The organism is Leucobacter sp. USHLN153 (assembly GCF_037145615.1).
GTDB lineage: Bacteria > Actinomycetota > Actinomycetes > Actinomycetales > Microbacteriaceae > Leucobacter.
In genome coordinates this window covers 164,666-191,490 of record NZ_JBBCXE010000002.1, presented here as the reverse complement: position 1 = coordinate 191,490, position 26,825 = coordinate 164,666, and the positions used below count along the sequence as shown (strand labels likewise).

The window sequence follows — 26,825 nt, the reverse complement described above, 5'->3', positions numbered from 1 at the left end:
CGAACGGGGAGGTACCATAGGAGGTGATGTCCACGCAGATCTCAGCCCAGACTCAGCACCGCCCGCATGGCGGGCGCCCCGCGTTCTCACGGACCCTGAAGAACTACGTCGCGCTCACGAAGCCGCGCGTGATGGAGCTGCTACTCGTGGTGACGGTCCCCGCGATGATCCTCGCTGAGGGCGGGCTCCCGAGCCTCTGGCTGGTGCTCGCGACCCTCATCGGCGGCGCGATGAGCGCGGGCTCGGCGGGCGCCTTCAACTGCTACATCGATCGCGACATGGATCGCAAGATGAAGCGCACGGAGAACCGGCCGCTCGTCACGGGTGAGATTTCGGATCGCAACGCGCTCATCTTCTCGTGGGTCATGGGCCTCCTCTCCGTCGTCTGGCTCGCCGCCACGACGAACTGGCTGGCCGCCGGGCTGTCCGCGCTCGCAATCTTCTTCTACGTCGTCATTTACACGATCGTGCTCAAGCGTCACAGCGAGCAGAACATCGTGTGGGGCGGCATTGCCGGGTGCTTCCCGGTGCTCATCGGCTGGGCCGCGGTCACCGGGTCTCTCGACTGGCCCGCGTGGGTACTCTTCCTCGTCATCTTCCTCTGGACGCCGGCGCACTACTGGCCGCTCTCGATGAAGTATCGCAACGACTACGCGAACGCGGGTGTGCCGATGCTCGGCGTCGTGCGCGGGCGCGTCACCGTGGGGCTGCAGGTCATCCTCTATACGTGGGCCACGGTCGCCGCGAGCCTGCTGCTCATCCCGGTCGCCGACATGGGCTGGACGTACACGGTCGCGTCGCTCGTCTTCGGCGGGTATTTCATCTTCCAGGCGCATCAGCTCTACAGCCACGCGATCCGCGGCGAGGCCGGCAAGCCCATGCAGGTCTTCCACACCGCGAACATCTACCTCTCGGTGATCTCGCTGCTGATCGCGGTCGACGCGCTGCTGCCCTTCTAACGCGGGCTGCCCGGGGGCGTTGCGATCCGCCGCTCGTTCTCCGTGCCCGCACGTCGCCAAAAGTGCTCTTTTGGCGAGAACCACCGCCGCGAAGCGACCAAATCTGAGCTTTCGAGCCCCTCGGCGGCTGTCGCCGCCCTGATGCCCGCCCTCTCCCCGCGGTAATCCCGTCCCGGGTCCGCCTCTCCGCCGCTGGTCCCCGCCTGCACGTCGCCAAAAGTGCTCTTTTGGCGAGAAGCACCGCCGCGAAGCGACCAAATCTGGGCTCTCGAGCCCCGGGACGTGTTCGCCTCTCGCGTCGTCCCGGCCCGTCGCCGAAAGTGCATTTTCGGCGGTGTTTCGGAGGGGAAGGTCGTACGTTTTGCCCCCTCACCGCCATCGGGTGCGCGTTCGCTCGGGTCGTTCGTGTCCTCGATGCACGCTTCCTTGAACTCTTCACAGATTCCGAATTTCGGGGATGCCGGGCGAATTTCGGGATTCGTTGTGGATAAGCCCGGAACACGGGCATCGAGTCGCGAAACTCGAGGCATGGACCACGTTCTCCAGAGGATCTCCCACCATTTCGGCACCCGCCCGTTCTCGGTGCGTGAAGGGGCGACTGCGGGATTCACTCCGGCAGAGCTCCGCAATCGCGGTCTTCATGCCCCACATAGCGGTGTGCGGATCGCCGATGCATCCGCGACTTCCCTGGTCGCACGGGCACTCGCGTTGCTCCCGAAGCTTCGTCCCGGGGATCGCTACAGTCACATCACAGCTCTCGCACTCATGGGCTGCCCAGTACAAGTGCCGGTGGGTGCTCCCGTTGACGTCGCCGCGCCACCCGGCGTCGCCCCGATACGACGGCGTGGCGTGAGGGGGCACCGAAGCTCACACCGATACCTGCTGCTGCTCGATACACCTGCAGAGATCTGGACCGATCACCCACTGCTTCTTCCTGTATCGCCGCCCCTGACCGCGGTCGTCGAGGCGGCGGCGGGCACTCCCGGGCCTGAGCTCGTTGTCGCGATGGACCATTTGCTCAGGACAGAGCCTCACTGGGACCGTACGGTCATCGTGACCCCGGAGCACCTCACCGAGTCGGTCACCAAGTTCACGCACGCTCGAGGCGCCGCGAGATTTCGCCTTGCTGCCACACTCGCGCGACAGGGCGCGGACTCACGTATGGAGACGTTACTCCGACTCGCCGGCGAGTCGGTCGGCATCGACGACCTGGAACTGCAAGGCGTCGTTTTTGATGCAGAAGGGCTGCGGATCGGCCGTTTCGATCTCGTCGATCCTGTCACACGGCGGTTCCTCGAATATGACGGAGAGCAACACCGCACGTCTCGCGTGCAATACCTCCGAGATATCGAACGTCTCGATCGTGCCTACAACGCGGGTTGGAGAGGCGAGAGGTTTCACGCTGAAGATCTGCTGGGGGATCGGCAGGTCACCGCCACGCGCATGCTCCTTCGATTGGAGCGCGAACCCCGGCGCATTACGCCGGAGCTCGCGCGCTTTCTCGATGAGACTTGGGGCTGTCCTACCGAGCGTGCAGGCCACTAGCTCACCCGCAGTTCAAGTGGACCCAGGCGACCCATGCAGGGAAGGGGGGCAACGCCCGCCTATTCTGGCTCATCGGGCGCTCGGGCGGAAGCGATGGCCAGGAGTGGGATACTCGGGCCCAGCGGGACGCTCAGAAGACCAGCGACGAACGGCGCGAAAGCTCAGTTTCTGTGGGCCGCGCCCCAGTTCTAGAGCACAAAATGCGCTCTCGTGCGCCAACGGCGCCCCGAGAGAACGAACTACTACGCTACGGTCGACTACGCGGACGGCGCAGCAGACGCACCAGGCGCAGCAGACCCGGCAGACGCAGCAGCCTCGGCCCCCGCGACCACAGGGCGCTTGAGCCGCAGCACCACGACCGTCATCGTCGCGGCCGTCAGCGCGGCCAGCACCATGTGCACGCCGACGGCGAGCGGGGGCAGCCCGTGCCGCGCCTGGAAGATGCCGACCCAGATCTGCACGATGAGCGCGGCCATGAGCGTCACGACCCACTTGAGCGGCCGCAGCCGAGCGCGCGCCGCCCACCCGAGCACCGCGGCCGTCAGCAGGAAGGCCCCGTACCCGGGGAAGGAGTGCACGTGGCTCATCAGCACGGCGTCGACGCCGTCGCGCTGGATCGTCGCGTCGCCCGAGTGCGGCCCGGCAGCGGTGGTGAGCACGCCCACAATGACCGTAATCGCCATGAAGAACGTCGTGATGTGGGTGAGGATCGCGAAGCCCTTCGGCACCGCGCGCTCGCGGGGCACGGGCGGCTCGTACATCCGCACGAGGTAGGCGGCTGTGATGCAGACGAGCGCGAGGGAGATCACGTAGTGCACGCCGACGAGGTTCGCGTTGAGGTGCAGCCACACGATGATGCCGCCGATAAGCGCCTGAAGCGCAACGAGCCCGAGCACCACGAAGGAGAGGACCGACAGGTCTCGACGCGAGTTTCGGATGCGCCACGTGAGCACCACGACCAGAATCGCGCTGACGAGCAGCGGCCCCGAGATCGTCCGATTACCGAACTCGATGAGCGAGTGCCAGCTCAGCTCCTCGGTCGGCACGAGCGATCCGGGCGCGCAGAGCGGCCAGTTCGGGCAGCCGAGCCCCGACCCGGTGAGACGCACCGCGCCGCCGGTGCCGATGATGACGGCGTTCAGCACGAACGAGATCCAAGCGACGACGCGCAGGAAGCGCGAGGGACCCGCGGCGCGCGGAGTGTGCGCGGAATCAATAGGGCTGGCGGTATGCGCGCTGGACAACGAGGCTCCTCTCGGGTGCTTCCCAGACTCCGGTCGCCCTGAGCGGACAACCCCCCGGAACACCGGGAAACCTGTAGAATGAGAAGCTGTGGTTGCGAACGACGACCCGGGAGTTCGATGCTCGCCGTCGACACCCCGCGTTCCGTCCGAAGCCCAGAATACTGCACCGCTGCAGGGAGCCCGATGTGCGTCGACGCCCGCGAGGGTGCGAGCACGTCTCCGGCCGGAGCCCTCCGGTACGGCGGGGTTTCCGCGCGAGACGATGGAAAAGGGAGGGATCATGCCAGAGGTACTGATCGACCGACCCGAGCTCGAAGGCTTGGGCCAGTACGAGTTCGGCTGGCACGACAGCGACGAGGCCGGCGCGATTGCGAAGCGCGGCCTGAGCGAGCAGGTCGTGCGCGAGATCTCGGCGCTGAAGAACGAGCCGGAGTGGATGCTGCAGCGGCGTCTCAAGGCGCTGCAGATCTTCGGGCGCAAGCCGATGCCCGCCTGGGGCGCGGATCTCTCTGAGATCGACTTCGACAACATCAAGTACTTCGTGCGCTCCACGGAGAAGCAGGCCACCACTTGGGAGGATCTGCCCGAGGAGATCAAGGAGACCTACGAACGGCTCGGGATCCCCGAGGCCGAGCGCCAGCGTCTGGTCGCGGGCGTCGCCGCTCAGTACGAGTCCGAGGTCGTCTACCACCAGATCCGCGAGGATCTCGAAGCGCAGGGCGTGCTCTTCCTCGACACCGACACGGCGCTCAAGGAGCACCCTGAGATCTTCGAGCAGTACTTCGGCACCGTCATTCCCTCGGGAGATAACAAGTTCGCGGCGCTGAACACCGCGGTGTGGTCCGGCGGATCGTTCGTCTACGTTCCCAAGGGCGTCCACGTCGAGATCCCGCTCCAGGCCTACTTCCGTATCAACACGGAGAACATGGGCCAGTTCGAGCGCACGCTCATCATCGCCGACGAAGACAGCTACGTGCACTACATCGAGGGCTGCACGGCGCCGATCTACCAGTCCGACTCGCTGCACTCCGCAGTCGTCGAGATCATCGTGAAGAAGAACGCCCGCGTGCGGTACACGACGATCCAGAATTGGTCGACCAACGTCTACAACCTCGTGACGAAGCGCGCGATCGCCGAAGAGGGCGCGACGATGGAGTGGGTCGATGGCAACATCGGCTCGAAGGTCACCATGAAGTACCCGTCGATCTACCTCACCGGTGAGCACGCCAAGGGCGAGACGCTCTCGGTCGCGTTCGCGGGCCCCGGCCAGCACCAGGACGCGGGCGCGAAGATGATCCACCTCGCTCCCCACACGAAGTCCTCGATCCTCTCGAAGTCGATCGCTCGAGGCGGCGGCCGCACCGGTTACCGCGGTGAGGTCCGCGTCGAAGCCAACGCGCACCACGCCGCGAACTCCGTGGTCTGCGATGCGCTGCTCGTCGACACGATCTCGCGCAGCGACACGTACCCCGCGATCGACATCCGCACCGACGACGCCGAGCTCGGCCACGAGGCGACGGTGTCGCGCGTGAGCGAGTCCCAACTGTTCTACCTCATGAGCCGCGGCCTGGCCGAGGAAGAGGCGATGGCGATGATCGTGCGCGGCTTCATCGAGCCGATCGCGCGTGAGCTGCCCATGGAGTACGCGCTCGAACTGAACAAGCTCATTGAGATGGGCATGGAAGGATCCGTCGGATAATGACCGAAGCTGTTGCTACGAACACCGTGCTCACGGCGCAGGGCGAGCCCGCTCAGCACGGCCTGAAGGAGCACTCCGACGGGGACTGGGCGAATCGGGTGCCGGTGCAGACCCGCTCCGAGCGCCCGAAGTCGACGGACGTCGCCGATTTCCCGCAGGTCACCGGCCGGGAGGCCGTGTGGAAGTTCACGCCCGTCGCGAAGCTCGACGCGCTGCTGAACGGTGAGCTCGACGGCTCGCGGATCCCGGTTTCGGTGTCCGAGGCCCCGGGCGTCGCCGCTGAGTGGGTCGCGCGCGGAGACGCGCGCATCGGCCGTGCGGGTGTCCCGGAGGAGCGCGGCGCGGCCGCGGCCTGGTCCGCGTTCGACGAGGCGCACCTCATCACGGTCGCCTCCGAGGAGTCAACCACGGTGGTCGTCGATCGCAGTGCGCTCGACGCGGCACCGCGCGCGGCGCACACCGTGATCGAAGCCGCGCCGCACGCGCAAGGCCTCATCATTCTCGAGAACTCGGGCTCGGCCCAGCTCTCCGAGAACGTCGAGATCGTCGTCGGGGACGGCGCGAAGATCACCGTCGTGAGCGTGCAGCAGTGGAACGACGAGGCGATCCACCTCGCGAGCCACTACGCCACTGTGGGGCGCGACGCCTCGCTCACGCACATCGTCGTCTCGCTCGGCGGCGGCATCGTGCGCCTCAACCCTTCGATCCACCTGGACCACGAGGGCGCGAACGGCGAGGCGTTCGGCGCATACTTCGCGGACGCCGGTCAGCACCTGGAGCACCAGGTGTACCTCGACCACGACGCTCCGCACACCCGCAGCCGCGTCACCTACAAGGGCGCACTGCAGGGCGAGGGGGCACACACGGTGTGGATCGGCGATGTGCTGATCCGCAACAGTGCCACCGGCACCGATAGCTACGAGCAGAATCGCAACCTCGTGCTCACCGAAGGCACACGCGCGGATTCGATCCCGAACCTGGAGATCGAGACGGGCGATATCGAGGGCGCGGGTCACGCGAGCGCGACCGGCCGTTTCGATGACGAGCACATCTTCTACCTCCAGAGCCGCGGTATTTCGGCTGAGGAGGCGCGCAAGCTCGTCGTCCGCGGATTCCTCATCGAGGTCATCTCGCAGATCGGCGACCCCGCCACGGTGGAGCGCTTGCAGGCAGCAGTCGAGGCTGAACTCGACGACTCCGTTCGCTGATGGCGCGGCAGAAGGTGCTCGCCGTGAGCGACCTGACGCAGGATCAGGCGGTCCGCGTCGTCGTGGACGACGTGCCGATCGCGGTCGTGCTCGACAGCCACGGCGAGGTCCACGCAATCGGAGACACGTGCACGCACGGCCAGATCAGCCTCTCCGAGGGTTTCGTCGAGGACGACACGCTCGAGTGCTGGGCCCACGGCTCGGCGTTCTCCCTGCACACCGGCAAACCGCAGAACCTTCCGGCGTATGAGCCGGTGCCCGTCTTCATCGTCGAGATCGAAAACGGCGACGTGTACATCGACCCCAACGTTACGAAAGAGATTGAACAATGAGCTCCGTTCTGGAAATCAAGGACCTGCACGTCAGCGTCGAGACCGAGCAGGGTGCGAAGCAGATCCTCAAGGGGGTCGACCTCTCCATCACCCAGGGTGAGACCCACGCCATCATGGGTCCCAACGGCTCGGGCAAGTCGACGCTCGCATACGCGATCGCCGGGCACCCGCGCTACGAGGTCACGAGCGGATCGATCCTGCTCGACGGCGAAGAGGTGCTCGACATGGGCGTCGACGAGCGCGCTCAGGCGGGCGTGTTCCTCGCGATGCAGTACCCGGTCGAGATCCCGGGCGTGACGAACGCTAACTTCCTCCGCACCGCCAAGACCGCGATCGACGGAGAAGCTCCCGCGATCCGCACCTGGATGAAGGACGTCAAGGAGGCCATGCAGAACCTGCGCATGGACGAATCCTTCGCCTCGCGCAACGTCAACGAGGGCTTCTCGGGCGGCGAGAAGAAGCGCAACGAGATCCTGCAGCTCGAGCTGCTGAAGCCGAAGTTCGCCGTCCTCGACGAGACCGACTCGGGTCTCGACGTCGACGCGCTGAAGATTGTCTCGGAGGGCGTCAATCGCGCCAAGGAGCAGACCGGCCTCGGCGTGCTGCTCATCACGCACTACACGCGCATCCTCCGCTACATCAAGCCCGACTTCGTGCACGTCTTCGTCAACGGTCGCGTCGCCGAACAGGGCGGTCCGGAGCTGGCGGATCGCCTCGAGAACGAAGGCTACGACCGCTTCCTCGCCTCGGCGTAGGACGCAGGGCGTAGGCTGGACGTATGAGCGAGGAAACCACGAAGGTCCCGCAGTCCATCGATCCCGAGTTCCGTGAGCAGGCGCTCGAGGCGTTGAAGAATGTTTCGGACCCGGAGCTTGGCGTGAACATCGTCGACCTCGGGCTCATCTACGACCTGGCGTTCGACGAGGAGCACGATGCGCTCGTGATCAGCATGACGCTCACGAGCGCGGGATGCCCGCTCACCGACGTCATCGAGAACGACATCGCCGAGGCGCTCGACGGGCTCGTGACCGCATTCCGCATCAACTGGGTGTGGATGCCGCCGTGGACCCCCGAGCGCATCACCGATGACGGGCGCGATATGATGCGCGCGCTGGGCTTCGCGATCTAGCACGCGTGGATCAGACGGTCGGCGGCTCAGCCGCACACGGTCGAGGAGCGGGGTCGGACGGAGCTTCCGTCGGACCCCGCAACCCGCTGCGCTCGCTCGATGACCCGCGCCTGAATCGCATTGCGGGTCCGAGTTCACTCGTGATCTTCGGAGTCACGGGCGACCTCTCGCGGAAGAAGCTGATGCCCGCGGTGTATGACCTTGCGAACCGCGGGCTGCTCCCGCCGGGCTTCGCACTCGTCGGCTTCGCCCGCCGCGACTGGAAAGACCGCGACTTCGCGCAGATCGTGCACGACGCCGTGCGCAAGTACGCGCGCACGCCGTTCCGCGAGGAGACCTGGGAGCAGCTCGCCGAGGGAATCCGCTTCGTGCAGGGTCAGTTCGACGACCCTGAGGCCTACGACCGCCTCCGCGACACGGTCGAGACGCTCGACCGTGAGCGCGGCACGATGGGTAATCACGCCTTCTATCTGTCGATTCCGCCGACCGCGTTTCCCGAGGTCGCGAAGCACCTCTCGAGCTCCGGGCTCGTCGATCGCGAGGCCGACGACGACCGCTGGCGCCGCGTCATCATCGAGAAGCCGTTCGGGCACGATCTCGCCTCGGCGCGAGAGCTCAACGACGTGCTCGAGTCGGCGTTCCCCGCGGACTCGATCTTCCGCATCGACCACTATCTCGGCAAGGAGACGGTGCAGAACATTCTCGCGCTCCGCTTCGCGAACGCGATGTACGAGCCGATCTGGAACCGAAACTACGTCGATCACGTGCAGATCACCATGGCGGAGGACATCGGCGTCGGAGGCCGGGCCGGCTACTACGACGGCGTGGGCGCGGCCCGCGACGTGATCCAGAACCATTTGCTGCAGCTTCTCGCACTCACAGCAATGGAGCAGCCGATCAGCTTGAGCGCGCGGCATCTTCGCGCTGAGAAGGAAAAGGTACTCGAGGCGGTGACGCTGCCGAGTGATCTCGAGCAGGCGACCGCGCGCGGGCAGTACGCCGCGGGATGGCAGGGCGGCGAGCTCGTCAACGGCTTCCTCGACGAGGAGGGGATGGATCCCGAGTCGCGCACCGAGACATTCGCCGCGATGAAGCTGCACGTGAACACACGCCGCTGGACCGGCGTGCCGTTCTATCTGCGCACCGGCAAGCGCCTCGGGCGACGCGTCACCGAGATCGCGGTCGTCTTCCGCAAAGAACCGGGCGATCTGTTCGGGCGGGCCGATCGCTCGGAGCAGGGCTCGAACGCACTCGTGATTCGCGTGCAGCCCGACGAGGGGATCACGATCCGCTTCGGCGCGAAGGTGCCGGGGAGCGGCACGCGGGTGCGCGACGTGACCATGGACTTCGGCTACGGGCACGCGTTCACCGAGGCGAGCCCCGAGGCCTATGAGCGTCTGATACTCGACGTGCTGCTCGGCGACGCCCCGCTCTTCCCTCGGCAGGCCGAGGTCGAGCTGTCGTGGCGCATCCTCGACCCGATCGAGCAGCACTGGGCTGAGCGCGACGAGCCGGTCGAGCAGTACGTGCCGGGCTCGTGGGGGCCGGCTTCGGCCGACGCGATGCTCGCGCGCGACGGGCGCACCTGGAGGCGGCCATGATCGAGACTCTGCCGAACACGACGGTGAGCGCGGTGACGCGTCGACTCGTGTCGATGCGCCAGGAGAGCGGCGTTTCGGCGCTGGGCCACGTGCTCACGCTCGTCATCTCCGCCTCGGGAGGTCTCGATGAGTCGGTGATCGAGGCGGCGAACCATGCGTCGAGCGAGCACCCGATGCGCGTGATCGTGCTACTCGAAACGCCCGATGCCGAGCCCCGCCTCGACGCGGAGATCCGCGTGGGCGCCGACGCCGGCGCGAGCGACGTCATCGTGCTGCGGGCGTTCGGCGAGGTCGCGAGCGGTGTCGAGGCGCTCGTCACGGGCCTCCTCCTGCCCGACGCGCCTGTCGCTGTCTGGTGGCCCGATGAGGCTCCGGATCGCCCGGGCGCCGACCCGCTCGGCCGTATCGGGCAGCGCAGGATCACCGACGCCGCCGCGCCCGATGGTTCCGGGTGGGCGACGCGCACCGCGGGCTACACGCCGGGGGACACCGATCTCGCGTGGACGCGCTTGACCCGGTGGCGGGAGTACCTCGCCGCGATCCTCGATCAACCGCCGCACGAGCCCGTGACAGCTGTCGAGGTCGTCGGATCCGAGGCGTCGCCGTCGACCGAGCTGCTCGCGGCATGGCTCGAACTCGCGCTCGGCGTACCGACGACGTGCACGCTGCTCGACCGGAAGGTGCACGCGGAGGGGCTGCACTCCGTGCGGCTGTCACGCCCGGGAGGCGACGCGGTGCTCGAGCGCCAGTCGCCGGTGCACGCGGCCCTCAGCCAGCCGGGCCAGCCGACGCACCAGATCGTGCTGCCGCGCCGCACGCTGAGCGAGTGTCTCGCGGAGGAGCTCCGTGGACTCGGCGAAGACGTGATGTACGGGCGCGTGCTCGAGCAGCTCGCGCGAATGCGCGCCGCGGCCTCGGCTGTGGCATCGCACCAGGATTGATACAGAGACGAAGGAGCAAGCGTGACCGAAGGCGCAGCGAACATCGGGGTCGTGGGCCTCGCCGTGATGGGCGCGAATCTCGCGCGCAATCTCGCGAGCCGTGAGGGCAACACCGTGGCGGTGTTCAACCGCAGCCCGGAGCGCACGCAGACCCTCGTTTCCGAGCACCCCGAGGCGGGCTTCGTGCCCGCGTTCTCTTACCAGGAATTCGCCGCGTCGCTGCAGAAGCCGCGCACCGCGATCATCATGGTGAAGGCGGGCGAGCCCACCGACGCGACGATAGACGCGCTCGTGGAGGTGTTCGAGCCGGGCGACATCATCGTCGACGGCGGCAACGCGTTCTTCCCCGACACGATCCGCCGCGAGCGAGCGGTGCGCGAGACGGGCATCAACTTCGTGGGCGCCGGAATCTCCGGCGGCGAGGAGGGCGCGCTGAACGGCCCAAGCATCATGCCCGGCGGCTCCGACGAGGCGTGGCAGACGCTCGGCCCGATCCTGCGCTCGATCGCCGCGGTCGCCGAGGGCGAACCGTGCGTGACGCACATCGGGCACGACGGCGCCGGGCACTTCGTGAAGATGGTGCACAACGGCATCGAGTACGCCGACATGCAGCTCATCGCCGAGGCGTACGACCTGATCCGCCGCGGAACGGGGAAGACGCCCGCGGAGATCGCCGATATCTTCGCGGAGTGGAACCGCGGCGAGCTCGAGTCGTACCTGATCGAGATCACCGCGGAGGTGCTGCGGCAGGTCGACGCCGCGACGGGCGCACCGCTCGTCGACGTCATCCTCGACCAGGCCGGCGCGAAGGGGACGGGCGCTTGGACGGTGCAGACCGCGCTCGCGCTCGGCGTGCCGGTTTCGGGGATCGCGGAGGCGACGTTCGCGCGTTCGCTGTCCTCACACCCGGAGCAGCGCGCGGCAGCCGCTTCGCTGCCGGGGCCGGCCACGGACGCCGATCTCGACGACGAGGCCGCCTTCATCGAGGACGTGCGCCAGGCGCTCTACGCGTCGAAGATCGTCGCCTACTCGCAGGGCTTCGACGAGATCCGCGCCGGGGCCGCTGAGCACGGCTGGAGCATCGATCTCGGTGCCGTCTCGCGCATCTGGCGCGCCGGCTGCATCATTCGCGCCCAGTTCCTCAACCGCATCGCCGACGCCTACGCGTCCGAGCCCGGGCTTCCGCTCCTCATGAGCGCCCCGTACTTCGCGGAGGCCCTCACGCGCGGCCAGGAGGCGTGGCGCCGCGTCGTCGTGCACGCGGCCGCGAGTGGGATCCCCGCGCCGGCGTTCTCGTCGTCACTGGCGTACTACGACGGGCTCCGTGCCGAGCGGCTGCCGGCGGCCCTGGTGCAGGGGCAGCGCGACTTCTTCGGCGCGCACACGTACCGTCGCGTCGATCGCGAGGGCGTCTTCCACACGCTCTGGTCGGGCGATCGCTCCGAGATCGAGGCGTAGGGCGGCGCGGGCCATGCGCATCGAGGAGCGGGCGGATCTCCGCGAGCTTGCCACGGCGATCGCGGGCGCGGCCATCAGCGTGTGCCGCGAGCGGCAGGCGGGTGGGGGCGTTGCTCTCGCATCCGACGGCATCCCGTGCGTTGTGCTCACGGGCGGCGGCGGGGGAGCGGCGGTGCTCGAAGCGCTCGCTGAGCACCCCGACCGCGACACCGTCGACTGGACGCGCGTGCGCTTCATCTGGGGCGACGAGCGCTGGGTGCCCGCCGGCCACGAGGACCGGAACGACCTGCTCGCCGACCGCTCGCTGTTCGCCGTCGTGCAGACCGACCCCGCCCTCGTGCACCGCGTGCCGGCCTCCGACTCCGGCCTCTCGCTCGATGAGGCAGCGGCCGAGTACGCCGCGGTGATCGATGGCATCGAGCGGATCGACCTCGCGTTCAATGGCGTCGGCCCCGACGGTCACGTCGCGTCGCTGTTCCCGGGGCGCGACGAGCTGGCGGCCGTGGGCGCCGACACGCCCGCCGCCCTGCCGATCCGCAACTCACCGAAGCCGCCGCCCGAGCGCGTCACGCTCACGATGCCGGTGCTCTGCCGCGCCGAGCGCGCGTGGGCGATCGCGGCCGGCGAGGGGAAGGCCGACGCCGTCGCCGGCCTGCTGGAGCCGGGGGAGACGCCGCTGCCGATCGCGCGCGTGCGTGGGAGCCGCGAGACGGTGCTGTGGGCCGATACGGCCGCCCTCGCCCGCGTCTAGGGCGCCACGCGACAACGCCAAGACCCCGCGACCCCGCGAGCCCGCCCCCGGGCGTTCCTCCCAGACCCGTCCACTAGACTGTTGCGGTTGCCGTGCAGTCGCACGGACGTTGTTCCCGGGAGTCCCTCAGCATGATTTCGGTCGAAGACCTCGCCATCGACGTCGGCGCTCGGCGCCTCATGTCGGGGGTGACCTTCCGCGTGAACCCGGGCGACAAGATCGGACTTGTGGGGCGCAACGGCGCCGGCAAGACGACGCTCACGCGCACCCTGTCGGGGGAGCTGCAGCCGGCCGAGGGACACGTCACCGTGACCGGCGAGCTCGGCTTCCTGCCGCAGGATCCGCGCACCGGCGACCCCGAGCAGATCGCGCGGCACCGCATCCTCGATGCGCGCGGACTCGGCTCGCTCCAGCAGAACATCGCCAAGGCGACGGAGGACATGGCCTCCGAGGATCCCGCGGTCGCGGAGAAGGCGATGAAGCGCTTCGGCAACCTCACCGACCGCTTCCAGGCGCTCGGTGGCTATGCAGCCGAGTCCGAGGCCGCCTCGATCTCGAACAACCTCGGCCTGCCCGATCGTATTCTCGACCAGCCGCTGAAGACGCTCTCGGGCGGTCAGCGCCGCCGCATCGAACTCGCGCGCATCCTGTTCTCGGACGCCGACACGATGATCCTCGACGAGCCGACGAACCACCTCGACGCCGACTCGATCGTGTGGCTGCGCGACTTCCTGAAGAACTCGAAGGCCGGCGTCATCGTGATCTCCCACGACATCGACCTCGTGGGCGAGACGGTCAACCGCGTCTTCTACCTCGACGCGAACCGTCAGGTCATCGACGTCTACAACATGAATTGGAAGCTGTATCAGCGCCAGCGGGCCGCCGATGAGGAACGCCGCCGCAAGGAGCGCACCAACATCGAGAAGAAGGCCTCGGTGCTGAAGGATCAGGCCGCGCGCTTCGGGGCGAAGGCTTCGAAGGCCGCTGCCGCTCACCAGATGGTCGCGCGAGCCGACAAGATGCTCGCGGGTCTCGAGGAAGAGCGCCAGGTGGATCGCGTCGCGAAACTCCGCTTCCCCGACCCCGCGCCCTGCGGTAAGACCCCGCTCATGGCGGAGGGGCTCTCGAAGTCGTACGGCTCGCTCGAGATCTTCGCCGGCGTGGACCTCGCGATCGACCGCGGTTCGAAGGTCGTGGTGCTCGGGTTGAACGGCGCCGGTAAGACCACGCTGCTGCGCCTGCTCGCGGGCGTCGACGAGCCCGACACCGGTGAGCTCATCGCGGGTCACGGCCTCAAGGTCGGCTACTACGCTCAGGAGCACGAGACGCTCGACGTGAAGGCGAGCGTGCTGCACAACATGGTCTCCGTGTCGCAGCACCTCACCGAGACCGAGGCGCGGCGCGTGCTCGGCTCGTTCCTCTTCACCGGCGACGACGTGCACAAGCCGGCCGGCGTGCTCTCGGGCGGGGAGAAGACCCGCCTCGCGCTCGCGATGCTCGTGGTCTCGAGCGCGAACGTGCTGCTGCTCGACGAGCCCACGAACAACCTGGACCCGGCGAGCCGCGAAGAGGTGCTCGACGCGCTCGCGCACTTCTCGGGCGCGGTCGTGCTCGTCTCGCACGACCCGGGCGCGGTTGAGGCGCTGAACCCGGAGCGCGTGCTCATCATGCCCGACGCGACCGAGGATCACTGGTCGAAGGAGTACCTGGAGCTCATCGAGCTCGCGTAGCGCGGCTGTGATGCCCCGCGCCCCGCGCCGGGTGACTCGCGCCCCGCGCCGCGCGCCGCGCCCATCAGACAGTGGAAAGCTCTCCACGCGGACCCACCCTCGGCGTGTCGGCCCGCACGACGGGTGATCCACTGTCTGACGGGCGCGTGAGCTCTGAACCAGACCGCTGAATGGTCCAGGTGGATGCTGCGGCGCGCGTTGCGCGCCTACCGCTGCTTCGGGACCCGCGGCGCGCCGATCTCCTCGAGCCGCGTGATCACGAACGCCGCCCCGTCGGCCGGCATGCCATTCGAGTAGTAGGCGACATGCGGCTGCTCGTCGAAGTCGAGGCTGCTCTGGCAGATGAAGTCGCCCTCCACGCAGTAGTCGCGGATGCGGTCGGCGAGCGGCTCGAGGGCGGCCTCGGGGCGGGGGAGCAGCCCGTCGAGGTCGGGATCGTAGCTGCCCGCGTTGTACTCGGCGTCGCCCTCGAAGCGGGGATCTCCGAAGAGGACGACGGCCGCGATCCGCCCCATCGCCTCGCCCGAGACCTCACCCACGGTCTCGCCGACCATCCGATACTTCGGCGCTGACAGCGCGTCGCCCACCACGAGCGCACCCTGCGAGTAGCCGAGCAACACGAACCGCTGATGGGGGCACGCGTCTGCCTGCACGTTGAGCACGTCGATGAGGGTGCGCGCGCCGATCGTGGCGCCCTCCTTCACGTCGCTGTCGGCGGGGTAGTCGAGGTCGAGCACGCGCACGTCGCCGGGTCGCGCGGCCGAGATGGTGCGGGCGGCCGGTGCAACGAGTTGCCCGGAGCTGCCCTCGCCGGTGCCGCGAGCGGTGATGACGAGATAGGGATCGCACTCGCCCGGTTCCACCACCGGCTCGGGGTGCAGTTCCGCGCTGTACTCCTCGGCCGCACTCGGCTGCGCGGGATCCTCGGTGACGTCCGACAGCGATTCGCGCGTCTGCTCGGGGTCCACCTCGCTCGCGCAGCCCGAGAGCGCGAAAAGTGCGGCGAGCACCCCCGCGAACACCGCCAAAAACGCACTCTTGGCGATCCTCGGGTGGGGAGACACGCGTAGGGCGCCGGGGTTACGCATCAAGCAGCGCGTCCTCGATGTCGGCGTCGCTCGGGCCGCGACGGCGCTTCCGCTCGACGCTGCGACGATCCTGCTCGATCACGTCGTCGCTCTCTGCGTTCAGGTTGCGGTACTCCCGCCGCGCCGCATAGACCACGCCGATGCACGCGATCAGGATGAAGATGTACCACTGCACCGCGTAGGAGAGGTGCGGACCCTCGTCGCGCTCGGGCTTCAGCGGGAGGGTGCCGTGCTCGCCGGCCGGGTTCTCCTCGACGAGCATTCCGTAGGCCGCGGTGTAGGCGTCGCCGGTCGCCCCGGCAAGCTCCGCGAGCTCGGGCACCTCGATGCTCGCCACGGCGCGCCCCGCGGTCGTGCGCCCGGCGATCGCGGGTTCCGACGCGCGCAGCCGCACCTCGACGGTGGTCACGCCAGATGGGGGAGCGGGCAGCTCCGCCGGATCCACGTGCTCAGCGGCCGCCCCGTCGACCGGAACCCAACCGCGATCGACGAAGAACAGCATGCCGTCGTCAGTGCGGAGCGCCTGCAGCAGGTCTGACCCGACGCCCTGCGGCCCGGGCCGGTTGCGGGCCAGGAACGGCTCGCCGACGTACTCGCCCGTGACGAGCACGGTGCGCCACTTCTGGCGATCCTCGTCGAACTTCGCGGGATCGGGCAGCTCTTCCGTGAGCGCGACCGGCTCCGCGTCGTAGTTGTTGTCGATGCGGTCGATCTCCGCACGCGCCTCGGCGCGCCGCGAGAACTGCCAGTTGCCGAGCAGCACGCACGCGATCGAGAAGATGACGAGCATCGCCGCGTACCCGGCCCAGCGTCCCGAGCGCAGGAAGCTCCAGCCGACGGCCTGCACCCCGCGCCCCTCACTCATCGAGCTCACCGACCTCACGCACCTCGAGCGGAAAGTCCCGCGCCTCCAAGAATTCCCGCAGCACCTCACGGTGGTCCTCGCACGCGAGCCACGTCTTGCGGCGCTCGGGCGCGTGAATCTTCGGGTTGCGCCAGAGAATCGCCCACTCGGCGGCGGCGCGGCACCCCGCACGGGAGCACTCGAAGCGCTGCTCAGGCTGCCCGCCCAGGGTCAGCGACGAGCTGATGACACCGCTCACGAGGCGGCTCCCGGTTCCGGTCGCGGGCCTGCAGGATCGGCTGAGCCGGCTGCGGCCGCACCGTCGCCGCCCGTTCCGCCGTCTCCGCCAGAAGCGCTGCCAGACGCACCGCTCGCACCACCCGCGCCGCGTCGCGCCGGTTCCACGTCGATCACGATCACCTCGCTCGCCGCGTCGGCCTGCGTCCGCTCCTCGGGCTCCGCCGAACCGAGTTGCAGCGGCTCGGGCGCGTCGGGCGTCTGCTCGCCGCCGTGCGCAACGGCGTTTCCGACCATCACCGCGAACCAGGGGAGGAAGATCGCGCCGGCGCCCACGAGCAGCACCCACCAGCCGTGCACCCAGAACAGGGAGACCACGCAGACGACGCGGAGCGCCATCGCGAGAAAATACATACGCATACGGTGCGCACGATCCTCGACGGGGTTCACCCCCGCCGTGGTCACGTCGTAACTCTTCGCCATGCGCCCCTTCTTCGTACCCGCCCAGCCTACGCGCTTCACCTGAAACCCAGCCGCCGATACGGCCCCGCCGCAGCGCCCCGCAACCCCGGCCTCGGTAGGCTGGAACGCAGTTGTCCGGATGGAAGGAACCCCATGACCACCTCGCGCACCGTACTCGTCACCGGAGGCAATCGCGGCATCGGCTACGCGATCGCCGAGCGCATGATCGCAGATGGTCACCGCGTCGCCGTCACCTCCCGCTCGGGCCAGGGACCCGAGGGATCCCTCACCGTGCGCGCAGAGATGACCGACGCCGCATCGATCGACGCCGCGTTCACCCAGGTCGAGGCGGAGCTCGGCCCGGTCGAGGTCGTTGTGGCCAACGCGGGAATCACGAAGGACACCCTGCTCCTGCGGATGACCGAGGAGGAGTTCACGAGCGTCATCGACACGAACCTCACGGGAACCTTCCGCGTGGTGAAGCGCGCCGCGAAGGGGCTCCTCAAGGGCCGCTTCGGCCGCGTCATCCTCATCTCGAGCGTCGTCGGCCTCTACGGCGGCCCGGGTCAGATCAATTACTCGTCGTCGAAGGCCGCGCTCGTCGGCTTCGCGCGATCCCTCACCCGCGAGCTCGGCTCCCGCAGCATCACCGCCAACGTAATCGCCCCGGGATTCATCGAGACCGACATGACGGCCGAGCTCCCGGAGGCTCAGCAGCAGCAGTACCTCGCATCGATCCCGGCGGGCCGCTTCGGGCAGGTCGCCGAGATCGCGGGCGCCGCCTCCTTCCTCGCGGGCGACGACGCGGCGTACATCTCGGGCGCCGTGATCCCCGTCGATGGCGGGCTCGGGATGGGGCACTAACTGGCACTCACCGCCTCCCGATGCTTGCGAAACGCTAGCCTGGAGCTATGAGTACACACACGAATCCCCGGTCCACCACCCGCGTCGCCGTTGACGCCCAGCGCCTCGCCGATCTGTACGCGGCTCCCGAGGCGCTCCGAGTCGTCAACGTGTGGGACGCGGCCAGCGCGCGCGTCGTCTCCGAACTCCCGGGCACGCGGGCGATCGCGACCGCCGGCCACGGCATCGCGGCGAGCCACGGCTACGCCGACGGGGAGCAGATTCCGCTCGACACGATGATTGCGGCGATCGCTCGTATCGTCTCCGCGACCGACCTGCCCGTCACGGCCGACCTCGACGGCGGCTTCGGCGACGCGGGGGAGACCGTGCGGCGCGTGATCGGGGCGGGGGCCTGCGGCGCGAATATCGAGGATCGGCTGCGCCCGCTCGACGAGTCCGTCGAGATCATGCGCGCCGCGGTCACGGCCGGAGAGCGCGAGGGGGTGTCATTCGTGCTGAACGCGCGCACCGACGCCTTCGTGCGGGGCGGGGATCGCCCGCGCGCCGAGTCCATCGACGATGCGATCGAGCGGGGGCGCGCTTACCTCGACGCGGGCGCGACCGCCGTGTTCGTGCCGGGCGTGCTGAGCGCCGACGATACCCGCTCGCTCGTCGCGGGTATCGGCGAGCGGAAGGTGAGCGTCATCGGTTTGCCGGGTGCGCTCACCGCCGCCGAGTACGAAGAGCTCGGCGTCGCGCGCGTCTCGTACGGCCCGATGCCGCAGAACGTCGCGCTCACCGCGCTCAAGCGCCTGGGGGAGTCGCTGTCGGACGGCGGCGTCATCCCCGAGGGCACCGAGGTGCTCAACAACTTCTGATCGAGCGCGCGGCGGGCCGGTTTCGCAGCTGGCCCGCTGCGCTCATCCATCGCCGCTGCACCTCCGAGCACCGATCCAGCGCCGAGCTATCACTTCCCGCGACAACTGATAGTCGCAGGCTCAATCGGTGCTCGAGGCGAAGCGCAGCTGGGCCGCTACGCTCACCCCTCGCCGAGCCGATCCAGCAGCGGAATTGCGAGCGCGAGATCGTCCTCGATCGACACGTCTGCGCGCTCGCGGACGACGGGCTTCCCGTTGAACGCGACGCCGAGGCCCGCGACCGCCATCATCTCGAGGTCGTTCGCCCCGTCGCCGATCGCCACGGTCGCGCTGAGCGGAATGCCCTCGGCCTCGGCCCACTCGCGCAGCGCCGCGGCCTTCGCCGACGCATCGACGATCGGGCCGACGGTGCGCCCGGTGAGCTCCCCGCCCACGACCTCGAGACGGTTGGCTCGCCAGTGATCGAGTGCAAGGTCGGCGGCGAGGGGATCCAGCACCTCGTGAAAGCCTCCCGAGACCACCGCAACCTTCCCGCCCCGCGCGTGCACCGCGGCGATGAGCTCGCCGATGCCGGGCGTCGGCCGCACGCGGGCGTACGCGTCGGCGAACACCGACTCGGGCGTGCCGGCGAGCGTCGCAACGCGCTCGCGCAGGCTCTCCGCGAAGTCGAGCTCCCCGCGCATCGCCCGCTCCGTCACAGCGGCCACCTCGTCGCGACTTCCAGCGACGTCGGCGAGCAGTTCGATCACCTCGTCCTGGATCGTGGTGGAGTCGCAGTCGAGCACGACCAGGGGGCGTGTGGCGCCGGAAGAAGTCATGATTCCCAGGATAGGCTGAGGCTCATGGTCAATGTGCTTCGCCTCACCGATGTCTCGTATGTGCGCGACCGCCGGCCGATCCTCGACGGGATCAACTGGTCGGTCGAGGATTCGGAGCGGTGGGTGATCCTCGGCCCGAACGGCGCCGGCAAGACCTCGCTCATGAAGCTCGCCACCGCGAACGACTACCCGACCCGCGGCACCGTCGACGTGCTGGGGGAGCGCCTCGGCAAGGTCGACATCTTCGAGTTGCGCACGCGCATCGGCTTCGTCTCCTCCGCGTCGTCGCGTCGCATCCCCGAGCAGGAGCTCGTCCGCGACGTCGTGCTCACCGCGGCCTACTCGGTCGAGGGCCGCTGGAACGAGCAGTACGACAGCATCGATGTGCGCCAGGCGGATCGCATCCTCGCCGAGTGGGACCTCGCCGAGTACGCGGATCACCGTTTCGGCACGCTGAGCGACGGGGAGCGCAAGCGCGCTCTCATTGCGCGGGCCGTGATGACCGATCCCGAGATGCTGCTGCTCGACGAGCCGAGCGCGAGCCTCGACCTCGGGGCGCGCGAGCGGCTGCTGCAGATGCTCTCCGGCTTCGCCGCTTCTCCGGCATCCCCGGCCATGATCATGGTGACGCACCACGTCGAGGAGGTGCCTCCGGGCTTCACCCACGCGCTGCTCCTGCGCGACGGCAAGGTGCAGGCCGCCGGCCCGATCGCCGAGACGCTCACCGCGGAATCGCTCGAGGCGACGTTCGGCATGCCGTTCGACCTCTCGGTTTCGGACGGGCGATACGCGGCGGTCGCACGCCGCTGAGCGGGCCGCGGCGCGCGACGTGCTCGCGGAGGCGCTGATCCGCCGCCGCGTTGCCGCGAACCGAATGCCGCAATTCGGCCGCGTCGCTGCTGAGCCGCACTCCCTCGCGATCTGCTACAGTAGAACGTTGGCGGTACGTCCGCCGATCCCAAGACCTCAGAGCGTGCTGCTACACGTTCACCCCAGGGCAACCACGAAGGAACTCTCATGAAGACCGACATCCACCCCGAGTACAACGCAATCGTCTTCCGCGACCTCGCGTCGGGAGAGACCTTCCTCACCCGCTCGACGCTCTCGAGCGACAAGACCATCGAGCTTGACGGCGAGACCTACCCGGTGATCGACGTTGAAATCTCGAGCGCCTCGCACCCGTTCTACACGGGCAAGCAGCGCATCATGGATTCGGCCGGCCGCGTCGAGAAGTTCAACCAGCGCTTCAAGGGCTTCGGCGCCTAATCTTCGCGCTGTAGCGCCCGCGACGCGGGGGAGCCTGCACGGCTTCCGACCCACGGCTCGCGGTACTGCAAGAACGGGGTTGGTGATCCTGCACGGGATCGCCGGCCCCGTTTGCTGTATCCGGGCGGGGGTGGTGGGGCGGCGGTTCGCGGTGCCGGTCGGTTCCATCGCGCCGGGCGGTTCCACCGTGCCGGACGCAGGATCTGCGGCGCCGGTCTGGTCACCGAGGCGGCGGCGGATCGGCGCGCGTGATCACCGCAGCGGCCAGCGCCCGTCCGCGACGAACGAGGGGTCGCGCACGCGACGCATGTAGTCCTGGAAGCTCGCCGCCTGCTCCGCCGCCCAGCCGACCTGCGCCCGGTGCAGCTCATCGAGCTCGCCCGGGATGACGTCGGCATACTTCGTGGCGATCCGCTGCAGCACCCGCCCCGCCGCGATCGCATCGTCGCCGGCATCGTGCGCGTTTCCGATCTCGACGCCGTAGTGCCCGGCCACGATCTCGAGCGTGCGCTTGCCCTTGCGGTATCGGTCGAACTGCTTGTCGAGGATCAGCGGATCGATGACGGGGGAAACCTCGTGGGGCAGGGGAGCGCCGTGCCGCCCCGACTCGGCAGCCAGCAGCGACAGGTCGTAGGGTGCGTTGTAGGCGACGAGCGGGAAGCCGCGCTCGATCATCTCGAGGAGCTGGCCCACGATCTGGTGCACGCCGACCGCGGCCTCGATACCGCTCGAGCGCGCGATCTCGTTCGTGATGCCGTGCACCTGCACCGCGGCGGGGGGAATCTCGACGCCCGGGTCGAGGAGCCAGTCGTAGCGCTCGCGCACCTCGCCGTTGCCGCCCAGCAGCGCGATGGAGGCGCTGACAATGCGTGCCTCGGACGTGTCGATGCCGGTGGTCTCGGTGTCAAACACGGCGAGGTCGGCCGCCCAGAGGGGGAGCGTTGCGATCACAGCAGTCCTTTCGTCATGGTCGATGCTATCGAGTGCGGAGGCGACCCGGTTTCGCCGCGCTTGCACGCGCGTCGGCGAGGCTCCTTGTCAGGGGCCACCGGTAGCATTTGAACTGTGACTCACCCCACGCGTACTCTCACGGTTTCGACCCTCGACGCGTCCACGCGCGCCTGGAATTATGGGGCGGAATCGGGGGAGACCCTCGTGCTCGTGCACGGGTTCCGGGGCGACCATCACGGGCTCGACGGGATCGCTCGGCGTGTCTCCGAGCTGCGCCCCGAGCTGCGGATCATCGTGCCGGACCTCCCGGGCTTCGGTGAAACGCCCGCGATTCAGGGGCGCACCCACGACCTCGCGCTGTACGGGGAGTGGCTGCGGGCCTTCATCGACGCCGTCGCGCCGGCGGGCGCCGACGTGCTCGGGCACTCGTTCGGCTCGCTCGTCGTTGCCTCCGCTATCTCCGGGGGGCTCGCGCCGCGGCGGCTGATCCTCGTCAATCCCATCTCGTCACCGGCGCTCGAGGGCCCGCAGGCGGTGCTCACCCGCCTCGCCCTGGGCTACTACCGGGCGGCCGAGGCGCTGCCGGAGGCCGCTGCTCGCCGGCTGCTCGGCAATCGGCTGATCGTGCGGGCGATGAGCGAGGTCATGGCGAAAACGGGGGAGCGGGAGCTTCGCTCGTGGATTCACGGGCAGCACGCGAGCTACTTCAGCACGTTCGCCGATCCGCGCACGCTGCTCGAGGCCTTCCGCGCGTCGGTGTCGCACACCGTACTCGAGTTCGCGGACTCGCTGACGATGCTGACCCTGCTGATCGCCGGGGACCGGGACGATATCACGCCGCTCACCGCGCAGTTGGCGCTGCAAAAGCGCGTGCCGGGTTCGGAGCTGCGGGTGATTCCTGGCGTCGGGCACCTCGTGCACTACGAGGCGGTCGCTGACGCGTCGGGCTACGTTGCTGACTTTCTCGCGCCGGCATCGGTGACGCGACCGGGCGAGATTGTCGACTCAGGCTCGGCCGACGGTGCGGCCGCGGGCGATGAGGCGCGCACCGGGTTCGGCGTCGAGGGAGCCGCGTGAGGGTCATCCGGATCGACGACCTCTCATCGCCCGAGCTCGCCGACTACACGCAGCTCACCGATGTGGCGCTTCGCCGCGTGCGGGAGCCCGAGGAGGGCCTGTACCTGGCGGAGTCGCCGAAGGTGATCGAGCGCGCGCTCCGCTCCGGGCACCGCCCGCGCTCGGTGCTGCTTCTCGAGGAGTGGCTGCCGCGGGTCGAGCCGCTGCTCGCTGACTACCCGGACGTTCCCGTCTATGTGGGGGAGTCGGAGCAGCTCGCGGAACTCACGGGCTTCCACCTGCACCGTGGCGCGCTCGCGTCGATGCATCGGCCGGCTCCGCGCGATCCCGCCGAGCTGCTGCGCGAGTCTCGCCGGGTCGTGGTGCTCGAGGCGCTCGCAGATCACACGAATGTCGGCGCGATCTTCCGCTCCGTCGCGGCGCTCGGCGCGGATGCGGTGCTACTGACGCCCGACTGCGCTGACCCGCTCTACCGCCGTGCGGTGCGCGTCAGCATGGGCGCGGTGCTGCAGGTTCCGTGGGCGCGACTGCCTGACTGGCGCGAAGCGGGTCCGATGATCCGCGACGCCGGCTTCGAGCTCACGGCGTTTGCGCTGCGCGACGACGCCGAAGATCTTGCAGAGTACGTGGGGGACTTGCCGCCCCGGCTCGCACTCATGTTCGGCACCGAGGGCGCCGGGCTGAGCCGGCGGGCACTCGCGGCCTCGACGCGCGCCGTGGTCATCCCGATGGAGCACGGCGTCGACTCCCTGAACGTTTCGACGGCTGCAGCGCTCGCACTGTGGGCCGTGCGTACCGCCGATCGACAGTCGGGCGCGGATGCGGGCGTTCCGCTCCGCGGGACGCCAGAGCACATGGATTTCGGTGAGATCCAGGCCTCGCCGCACGCGGGAGAACGATCCGCATGAGCGGGATCGCGCTCAGTGGACGCCGCCGGGCCGCTTGGTTTCTCGTGTTCTGGGTGGTCATCGGTGTCGCCTCGTACGTGCTCGGCGTGCGCAATCCGCTCGGACAGCGCGCGGAAGACAGTGTGCTCGGCGCGGCCGAGTTCACGACGGATCCGCCCGCGCCGCTGAACCTCGTGTCGGTGCCGAGTGTCGCGATCGCGCTCGTGCTCATCGGCGCTATCGCCTGGGTGGCGCACGGATTCCAGCGCGCCCTGGTCGTTACCGTCGTTCCCGCGGCTGCGGTCATCGCCTCGCAGCTCCTCAAACTGCGGCTGCTCAGTCGACCCGAATTGTTCTCACTCGATGCGCCGAACACGTTTCCGAGCGGCCACATGACGGTCTTCGCTGCGCTCACGGCTGCGCTGATCTGGGCCGTGCCGAGTGCCGCGCGGGCCTTCGTTTCGCTCGGCGGAACGGTGCTCGTCGCTGTCGCGGGGTGGCAATTGCTCGCGTACGGCTGGCATCGGCCGAGCGACGTGTATGGCGGTGTGGCGCTCGCAGTGGTCGCATTCGCGTGCGCGGCACTCGTACGCCCGGCGCGCTCCCGCGGCACCGCGGTGCTCGGACGGGTACTATCTGTGGGTCTCGCTCTGGTCGGATGGATTGTCGCGGGTGGGGCGATCATTCTCGCGGTTGCCGCCGCATACGCGGGCAACAGCACGCTGTTGCTCACCGCGGGCGAATTCGGCGCCGTCGGTGCGGCGGCTTTGGCGATGCGCTCGATGCTGTTGCTGGGATCCGGTCGGCGCTGATCACGGCTGTACGAGATGCAGGCGCTCGACGCTCGACGCTGAATCGTTCTCCAGCACACTATTCGCGCTGGTCACACGCGAATCACGCTGTCACGTTCTGCTGAGCGGCGATCCGATGCCGACGGCCGTAACTCGGCGCCTAGGCCGTTCAGATCGTCATCCTCACGCCGAGCCCGTATCGCATGATAATCTATATTATGTCAGCTCACGTGCAGAACCGCGCGGGTTTCCCGCTGAGCCGCGCTTCCCCGCGCGCACTGTCGAGGGCGCTGCCCACACGCCGCCGAGAACGCCGTGGGTGGTAACGCCCGGCGATCCGCCCCGCTCGTGAACGGCGGAACGACGCGCGCGACTCACCACAGTGACAGCAGCCGACAGCGACAGCAGCGCTGCACGCGCACCACCCGCACGAATCCCGGCTGGACACCTCACGGCGCACACCGGCTAGTCTGGAGTGTCGCTTCGAGCCCTCGGGCGCGGGACGACACAGAACACTCTGGAGGAACTCGCGATGTACGTGAAGATCTGCGGCCTGCGTAACCCTGCGCACGCGCGGCTCGCGGCGGAGCTCGGCGCCGATGCGATCGGCGTCGTCATGAGCCCGGGCACTCCCCGCGACACGACGCGCACGGAGGCCGCTGCGGTCATCGCCGAGGCGAGACGCACCCGCTCCGACATCGACACCGTGCTCGTCGTGAATACGCTCGACGCGGTCGAGGCCGCGGATATTGCCGCGGATCTCGGCTTCGACGTCGTGCAGTTGCACGGGGCGAAGTACGGTGCGGACGACTTTATTGCCGCGCAGCAGCGCGTGTCCCGGGTCTGGCGCGCGACCTCACTCGTGCACGCCCCCGACGTGCGGGCCGGTGAGTTCGGAGAAGCACGCCTCCTGCTCGACGGCGTCAGCCCTGGCTCGGGAAACCCGTGGGCGGTCGAGCATCTCGACGGTGCCGGCGATCTCCGCGAGCGCATCGGCTCCTCCTGGCTCCTCGCCGGCGGCCTCTCCCCCGCGAACGTCGCCGAGGCGGTCGCGGCCGCGCGACCCGGGGGCGTCGACGTGTCGAGCGGCGTCGAATCGGCTCGTGGGGTGAAGGATTCGGAGTTGATCAGGGATTTCATCACGGCCGTGCGCGAGTACGAGGTCAGTCTCCGCGAGCGCGGGGTGCAGGAGATGAGCGAGACACGCGCCAAATGACGCCCGATACTCCCCCACCGAATCTCGACGGAACCGTGCATCACGTCACACCGGCGCCCCGCCACAGAGTGCACGCCGAGCCTTCAGCGACCCCGAGCAGCACGACGCGGCGCAGCACGGCTGCTCGAGTCGTCGCGGGCGTCTCGGCGGGCGGCCTGCTCCTCGCACTCGCACTCCCCCTCGCCGGCCAACAGGACGGCGCTCCCGTCGCGGCAGTGCAGCAGCAACTCTTCTCCGAGGTCTCCGCAGACGACCTCCCCTCTTCGCTCGCCGACATCGAGATCGTCGACTCCGACACCCCGGCCGCCGTCGGCTATTCGGGCCGCGCCCGCTCGGTCGTCAACTACCCCTTCGCCTCCCCCGAGCCCCTCACCGACCCCTTCGGCTACCGCACAGCTCCCGTGGCGCAGTTCCACGACGCGCAGGACTTCGGTGCCGCCGCCGGCACCGAGATCCTCATCGTCGCCGATGGTGTGGTGCGCGAGGCGGGTCCCGCCAACGACGGATGCGGCTTCGGTCTGACGGTTGCTCACGAGATCGACGGGCACGAGGTCACGAGCCGCTACTGCCACATGGAGGACCACTCGCACGCCTGGTCACGGGGTGACACAGTGCAGATGGGCGATCACGCTGGCCGCGTTGGAGCGACCGGCCTCGCGTTCGGAGCGCACCTGCACCTGGCGATTCGCGTGGACGACGAGCCGGTCGATCCCATGCCGTTCCTGGCGAAGTACTACCACACCGACCGCGGCACGCTGGACGGCGGATCCCTCGGTCACGCTGACGTCCGTTAGCAGGCGGCGGATCCGCCCCCGGCAGAGCGGCCCGCCCCGAGCGATAGGTACCTCGACCTCAGGCCGTGCGGACGAT

Annotated in this window: 28 protein-coding genes; 20 read left to right on the top strand and 8 right to left on the bottom strand. The window is 68.8% G+C overall.

Annotated elements, in window-relative coordinates:
* Positions 1–26: 26 nt before the first annotated feature.
* Positions 27–959 (top strand): heme o synthase, encoded by a 933-nt coding sequence (locus WFH00_RS04075; protein ID WP_336659348.1) that lies wholly within the window; start codon positions 27–29, stop codon positions 957–959.
* Positions 960–2,129: 1,170 nt separating this feature from the next.
* On the opposite strand, the gene WFH00_RS04070 is transcribed toward WFH00_RS04075, so the two are convergent.
* Together WFH00_RS04070 and WFH00_RS04065 are read right to left on the bottom strand one after the other, a co-directional pair.
* On the bottom strand, positions 2,130–2,501 hold the full coding sequence (locus tag WFH00_RS04070) for a hypothetical protein (RefSeq protein ID WP_336659347.1): 372 nt from the start codon (positions 2,499–2,501) through the stop codon (positions 2,130–2,132).
* A 260-nt stretch (positions 2,502–2,761) separates the two neighbouring features.
* Complete coding sequence (locus WFH00_RS04065; protein ID WP_336659346.1) at positions 2,762–3,748, bottom strand: COX15/CtaA family protein; 987 nt, start codon at positions 3,746–3,748, stop codon at positions 2,762–2,764.
* A 280-nt stretch (positions 3,749–4,028) separates the two neighbouring features.
* On the opposite strand from WFH00_RS04065, the gene sufB reads away from it, so the two are divergent.
* The 10 genes from sufB (at position 4,029) to WFH00_RS04015 (ending at position 14,597) form a co-directional block, all read left to right on the top strand.
* On the top strand, positions 4,029–5,447 hold the full coding sequence (sufB, locus tag WFH00_RS04060) for a Fe-S cluster assembly protein SufB (RefSeq protein WP_336659345.1): 1,419 nt from the start codon (positions 4,029–4,031) through the stop codon (positions 5,445–5,447).
* Positions 5,447–6,655: a Fe-S cluster assembly protein SufD gene (sufD, locus tag WFH00_RS04055; RefSeq protein WP_336659344.1), complete on the top strand. Its 1,209-nt coding sequence runs from the start codon at positions 5,447–5,449 to the stop codon at positions 6,653–6,655. Before sufB ends, sufD begins: the two co-directional genes overlap by 1 nt.
* Positions 6,655–6,987 (top strand): non-heme iron oxygenase ferredoxin subunit, encoded by a 333-nt coding sequence (locus tag WFH00_RS04050; RefSeq protein ID WP_336659343.1) that lies wholly within the window; start codon positions 6,655–6,657, stop codon positions 6,985–6,987. Before sufD ends, WFH00_RS04050 begins: the two co-directional genes overlap by 1 nt.
* Positions 6,984–7,742, top strand: a complete 759-nt coding sequence (gene sufC, locus WFH00_RS04045; protein ID WP_336659342.1) for a Fe-S cluster assembly ATPase SufC — start codon at positions 6,984–6,986, stop codon at positions 7,740–7,742. The genes WFH00_RS04050 and sufC overlap by 4 nt, the downstream gene beginning before the upstream one ends.
* Positions 7,743–7,765: 23 nt before the next feature.
* Positions 7,766–8,116, top strand: a complete 351-nt coding sequence (locus WFH00_RS04040; RefSeq protein WP_336659341.1) for a metal-sulfur cluster assembly factor — start codon at positions 7,766–7,768, stop codon at positions 8,114–8,116.
* 86 nt (positions 8,117–8,202) lie between these two features.
* The gene (gene zwf / locus WFH00_RS04035) at positions 8,203–9,717 is read left to right on the top strand and encodes a glucose-6-phosphate dehydrogenase (protein ID WP_336659737.1); all 1,515 of its coding nucleotides are present in this window, start codon (positions 8,203–8,205) and stop codon (positions 9,715–9,717) included.
* Positions 9,714–10,658: a glucose-6-phosphate dehydrogenase assembly protein OpcA gene (locus WFH00_RS04030; RefSeq protein ID WP_336659340.1), complete on the top strand. Its 945-nt coding sequence runs from the start codon at positions 9,714–9,716 to the stop codon at positions 10,656–10,658. Before zwf ends, WFH00_RS04030 begins: the two co-directional genes overlap by 4 nt.
* A 21-nt stretch (positions 10,659–10,679) precedes the next feature.
* Positions 10,680–12,116, top strand: a complete 1,437-nt coding sequence (gndA, locus tag WFH00_RS04025) for an NADP-dependent phosphogluconate dehydrogenase (protein WP_336659339.1) — start codon at positions 10,680–10,682, stop codon at positions 12,114–12,116.
* Between the two features lie 13 nt (positions 12,117–12,129).
* Positions 12,130–12,867: a 6-phosphogluconolactonase gene (gene pgl / locus WFH00_RS04020; protein ID WP_336659338.1), complete on the top strand. Its 738-nt coding sequence runs from the start codon at positions 12,130–12,132 to the stop codon at positions 12,865–12,867.
* 131 nt (positions 12,868–12,998) lie between these two features.
* Positions 12,999–14,597 (top strand): ABC-F family ATP-binding cassette domain-containing protein, encoded by a 1,599-nt coding sequence (locus WFH00_RS04015; protein WP_336659337.1) that lies wholly within the window; start codon positions 12,999–13,001, stop codon positions 14,595–14,597.
* Positions 14,598–14,803: 206 nt separating this feature from the next.
* Here WFH00_RS04015 and WFH00_RS04010 read toward each other — a convergent pair whose 3' ends face one another.
* The 4 genes from WFH00_RS04010 to WFH00_RS03995 are packed head-to-tail and all read right to left on the bottom strand — an operon-like array spanning position 14,804 to position 17,249.
* Complete coding sequence (locus WFH00_RS04010) at positions 14,804–15,619, bottom strand: cutinase family protein (RefSeq protein WP_336659736.1); 816 nt, start codon at positions 15,617–15,619, stop codon at positions 14,804–14,806.
* A 58-nt stretch (positions 15,620–15,677) separates the two neighbouring features.
* Complete coding sequence (locus WFH00_RS04005) at positions 15,678–16,550, bottom strand: SURF1 family cytochrome oxidase biogenesis protein (RefSeq protein WP_336659735.1); 873 nt, start codon at positions 16,548–16,550, stop codon at positions 15,678–15,680.
* Positions 16,543–16,788, bottom strand: coding sequence for a hypothetical protein (locus tag WFH00_RS04000; protein ID WP_336659336.1), 246 nt, complete (start codon positions 16,786–16,788; stop codon positions 16,543–16,545). The genes WFH00_RS04005 and WFH00_RS04000 overlap by 8 nt, the downstream gene beginning before the upstream one ends.
* A complete protein-coding gene (locus tag WFH00_RS03995; RefSeq protein ID WP_336659335.1) occupies positions 16,785–17,249 on the bottom strand; it encodes a DUF3099 domain-containing protein in 465 nt (154 codons plus the stop codon). Before WFH00_RS03995 ends, WFH00_RS04000 begins: the two co-directional genes overlap by 4 nt.
* A gap of 132 nt (positions 17,250–17,381) precedes the next feature.
* On the opposite strand from WFH00_RS03995, the gene fabG reads away from it, so the two are divergent.
* Positions 17,382–18,092 carry a 3-oxoacyl-ACP reductase FabG gene (fabG, locus tag WFH00_RS03990; RefSeq protein ID WP_336659334.1) on the top strand — a complete coding sequence of 237 codons (711 nt, stop codon included), beginning with the start codon at positions 17,382–17,384 and terminating at the stop codon, positions 18,090–18,092.
* 47 nt (positions 18,093–18,139) lie between these two features.
* The gene (locus tag WFH00_RS03985; protein ID WP_336659333.1) at positions 18,140–18,949 is read left to right on the top strand and encodes an isocitrate lyase/PEP mutase family protein; all 810 of its coding nucleotides are present in this window, start codon (positions 18,140–18,142) and stop codon (positions 18,947–18,949) included.
* Positions 18,950–19,110: 161 nt separating this feature from the next.
* On the opposite strand, the gene serB is transcribed toward WFH00_RS03985, so the two are convergent.
* Entirely contained in the window at positions 19,111–19,767 is a 657-nt protein-coding gene (gene serB, locus WFH00_RS03980; protein WP_336659332.1) for a phosphoserine phosphatase SerB, read from the bottom strand.
* Between the two features lie 24 nt (positions 19,768–19,791).
* On the opposite strand from serB, the gene WFH00_RS03975 reads away from it, so the two are divergent.
* Together WFH00_RS03975 and WFH00_RS03970 are read left to right on the top strand one after the other, a co-directional pair.
* Positions 19,792–20,577: an ABC transporter ATP-binding protein gene (locus WFH00_RS03975; RefSeq protein WP_336659331.1), complete on the top strand. Its 786-nt coding sequence runs from the start codon at positions 19,792–19,794 to the stop codon at positions 20,575–20,577.
* A gap of 207 nt (positions 20,578–20,784) precedes the next feature.
* Positions 20,785–21,033 carry a type B 50S ribosomal protein L31 gene (locus WFH00_RS03970; RefSeq protein ID WP_336659330.1) on the top strand — a complete coding sequence of 83 codons (249 nt, stop codon included), beginning with the start codon at positions 20,785–20,787 and terminating at the stop codon, positions 21,031–21,033.
* A gap of 252 nt (positions 21,034–21,285) precedes the next feature.
* Here the strand turns inward: WFH00_RS03970 and WFH00_RS03965 are convergent, their stop codons facing one another.
* Complete coding sequence (locus WFH00_RS03965) at positions 21,286–21,984, bottom strand: 3'-5' exonuclease (RefSeq protein ID WP_336659329.1); 699 nt, start codon at positions 21,982–21,984, stop codon at positions 21,286–21,288.
* A 114-nt stretch (positions 21,985–22,098) separates the two neighbouring features.
* On the opposite strand from WFH00_RS03965, the gene WFH00_RS03960 reads away from it, so the two are divergent.
* The 5 genes from WFH00_RS03960 (at position 22,099) to WFH00_RS03940 (ending at position 26,749) form a co-directional block, all read left to right on the top strand.
* A complete protein-coding gene (locus tag WFH00_RS03960; RefSeq protein ID WP_336659328.1) occupies positions 22,099–23,061 on the top strand; it encodes an alpha/beta fold hydrolase in 963 nt (320 codons plus the stop codon).
* Positions 23,058–23,969: a TrmH family RNA methyltransferase gene (locus WFH00_RS03955; RefSeq protein ID WP_336659327.1), complete on the top strand. Its 912-nt coding sequence runs from the start codon at positions 23,058–23,060 to the stop codon at positions 23,967–23,969. Before WFH00_RS03960 ends, WFH00_RS03955 begins: the two co-directional genes overlap by 4 nt.
* Positions 23,966–24,760 carry a phosphatase PAP2 family protein gene (locus tag WFH00_RS03950; RefSeq protein WP_336659326.1) on the top strand — a complete coding sequence of 265 codons (795 nt, stop codon included), beginning with the start codon at positions 23,966–23,968 and terminating at the stop codon, positions 24,758–24,760. Before WFH00_RS03955 ends, WFH00_RS03950 begins: the two co-directional genes overlap by 4 nt.
* 511 nt (positions 24,761–25,271) lie before the next feature.
* Positions 25,272–25,955: a phosphoribosylanthranilate isomerase gene (locus WFH00_RS03945; protein WP_336659325.1), complete on the top strand. Its 684-nt coding sequence runs from the start codon at positions 25,272–25,274 to the stop codon at positions 25,953–25,955.
* A complete protein-coding gene (locus tag WFH00_RS03940) occupies positions 25,952–26,749 on the top strand; it encodes a M23 family metallopeptidase (RefSeq protein ID WP_336659324.1) in 798 nt (265 codons plus the stop codon). Before WFH00_RS03945 ends, WFH00_RS03940 begins: the two co-directional genes overlap by 4 nt.
* Positions 26,750–26,825 lie beyond the last annotated feature (76 nt).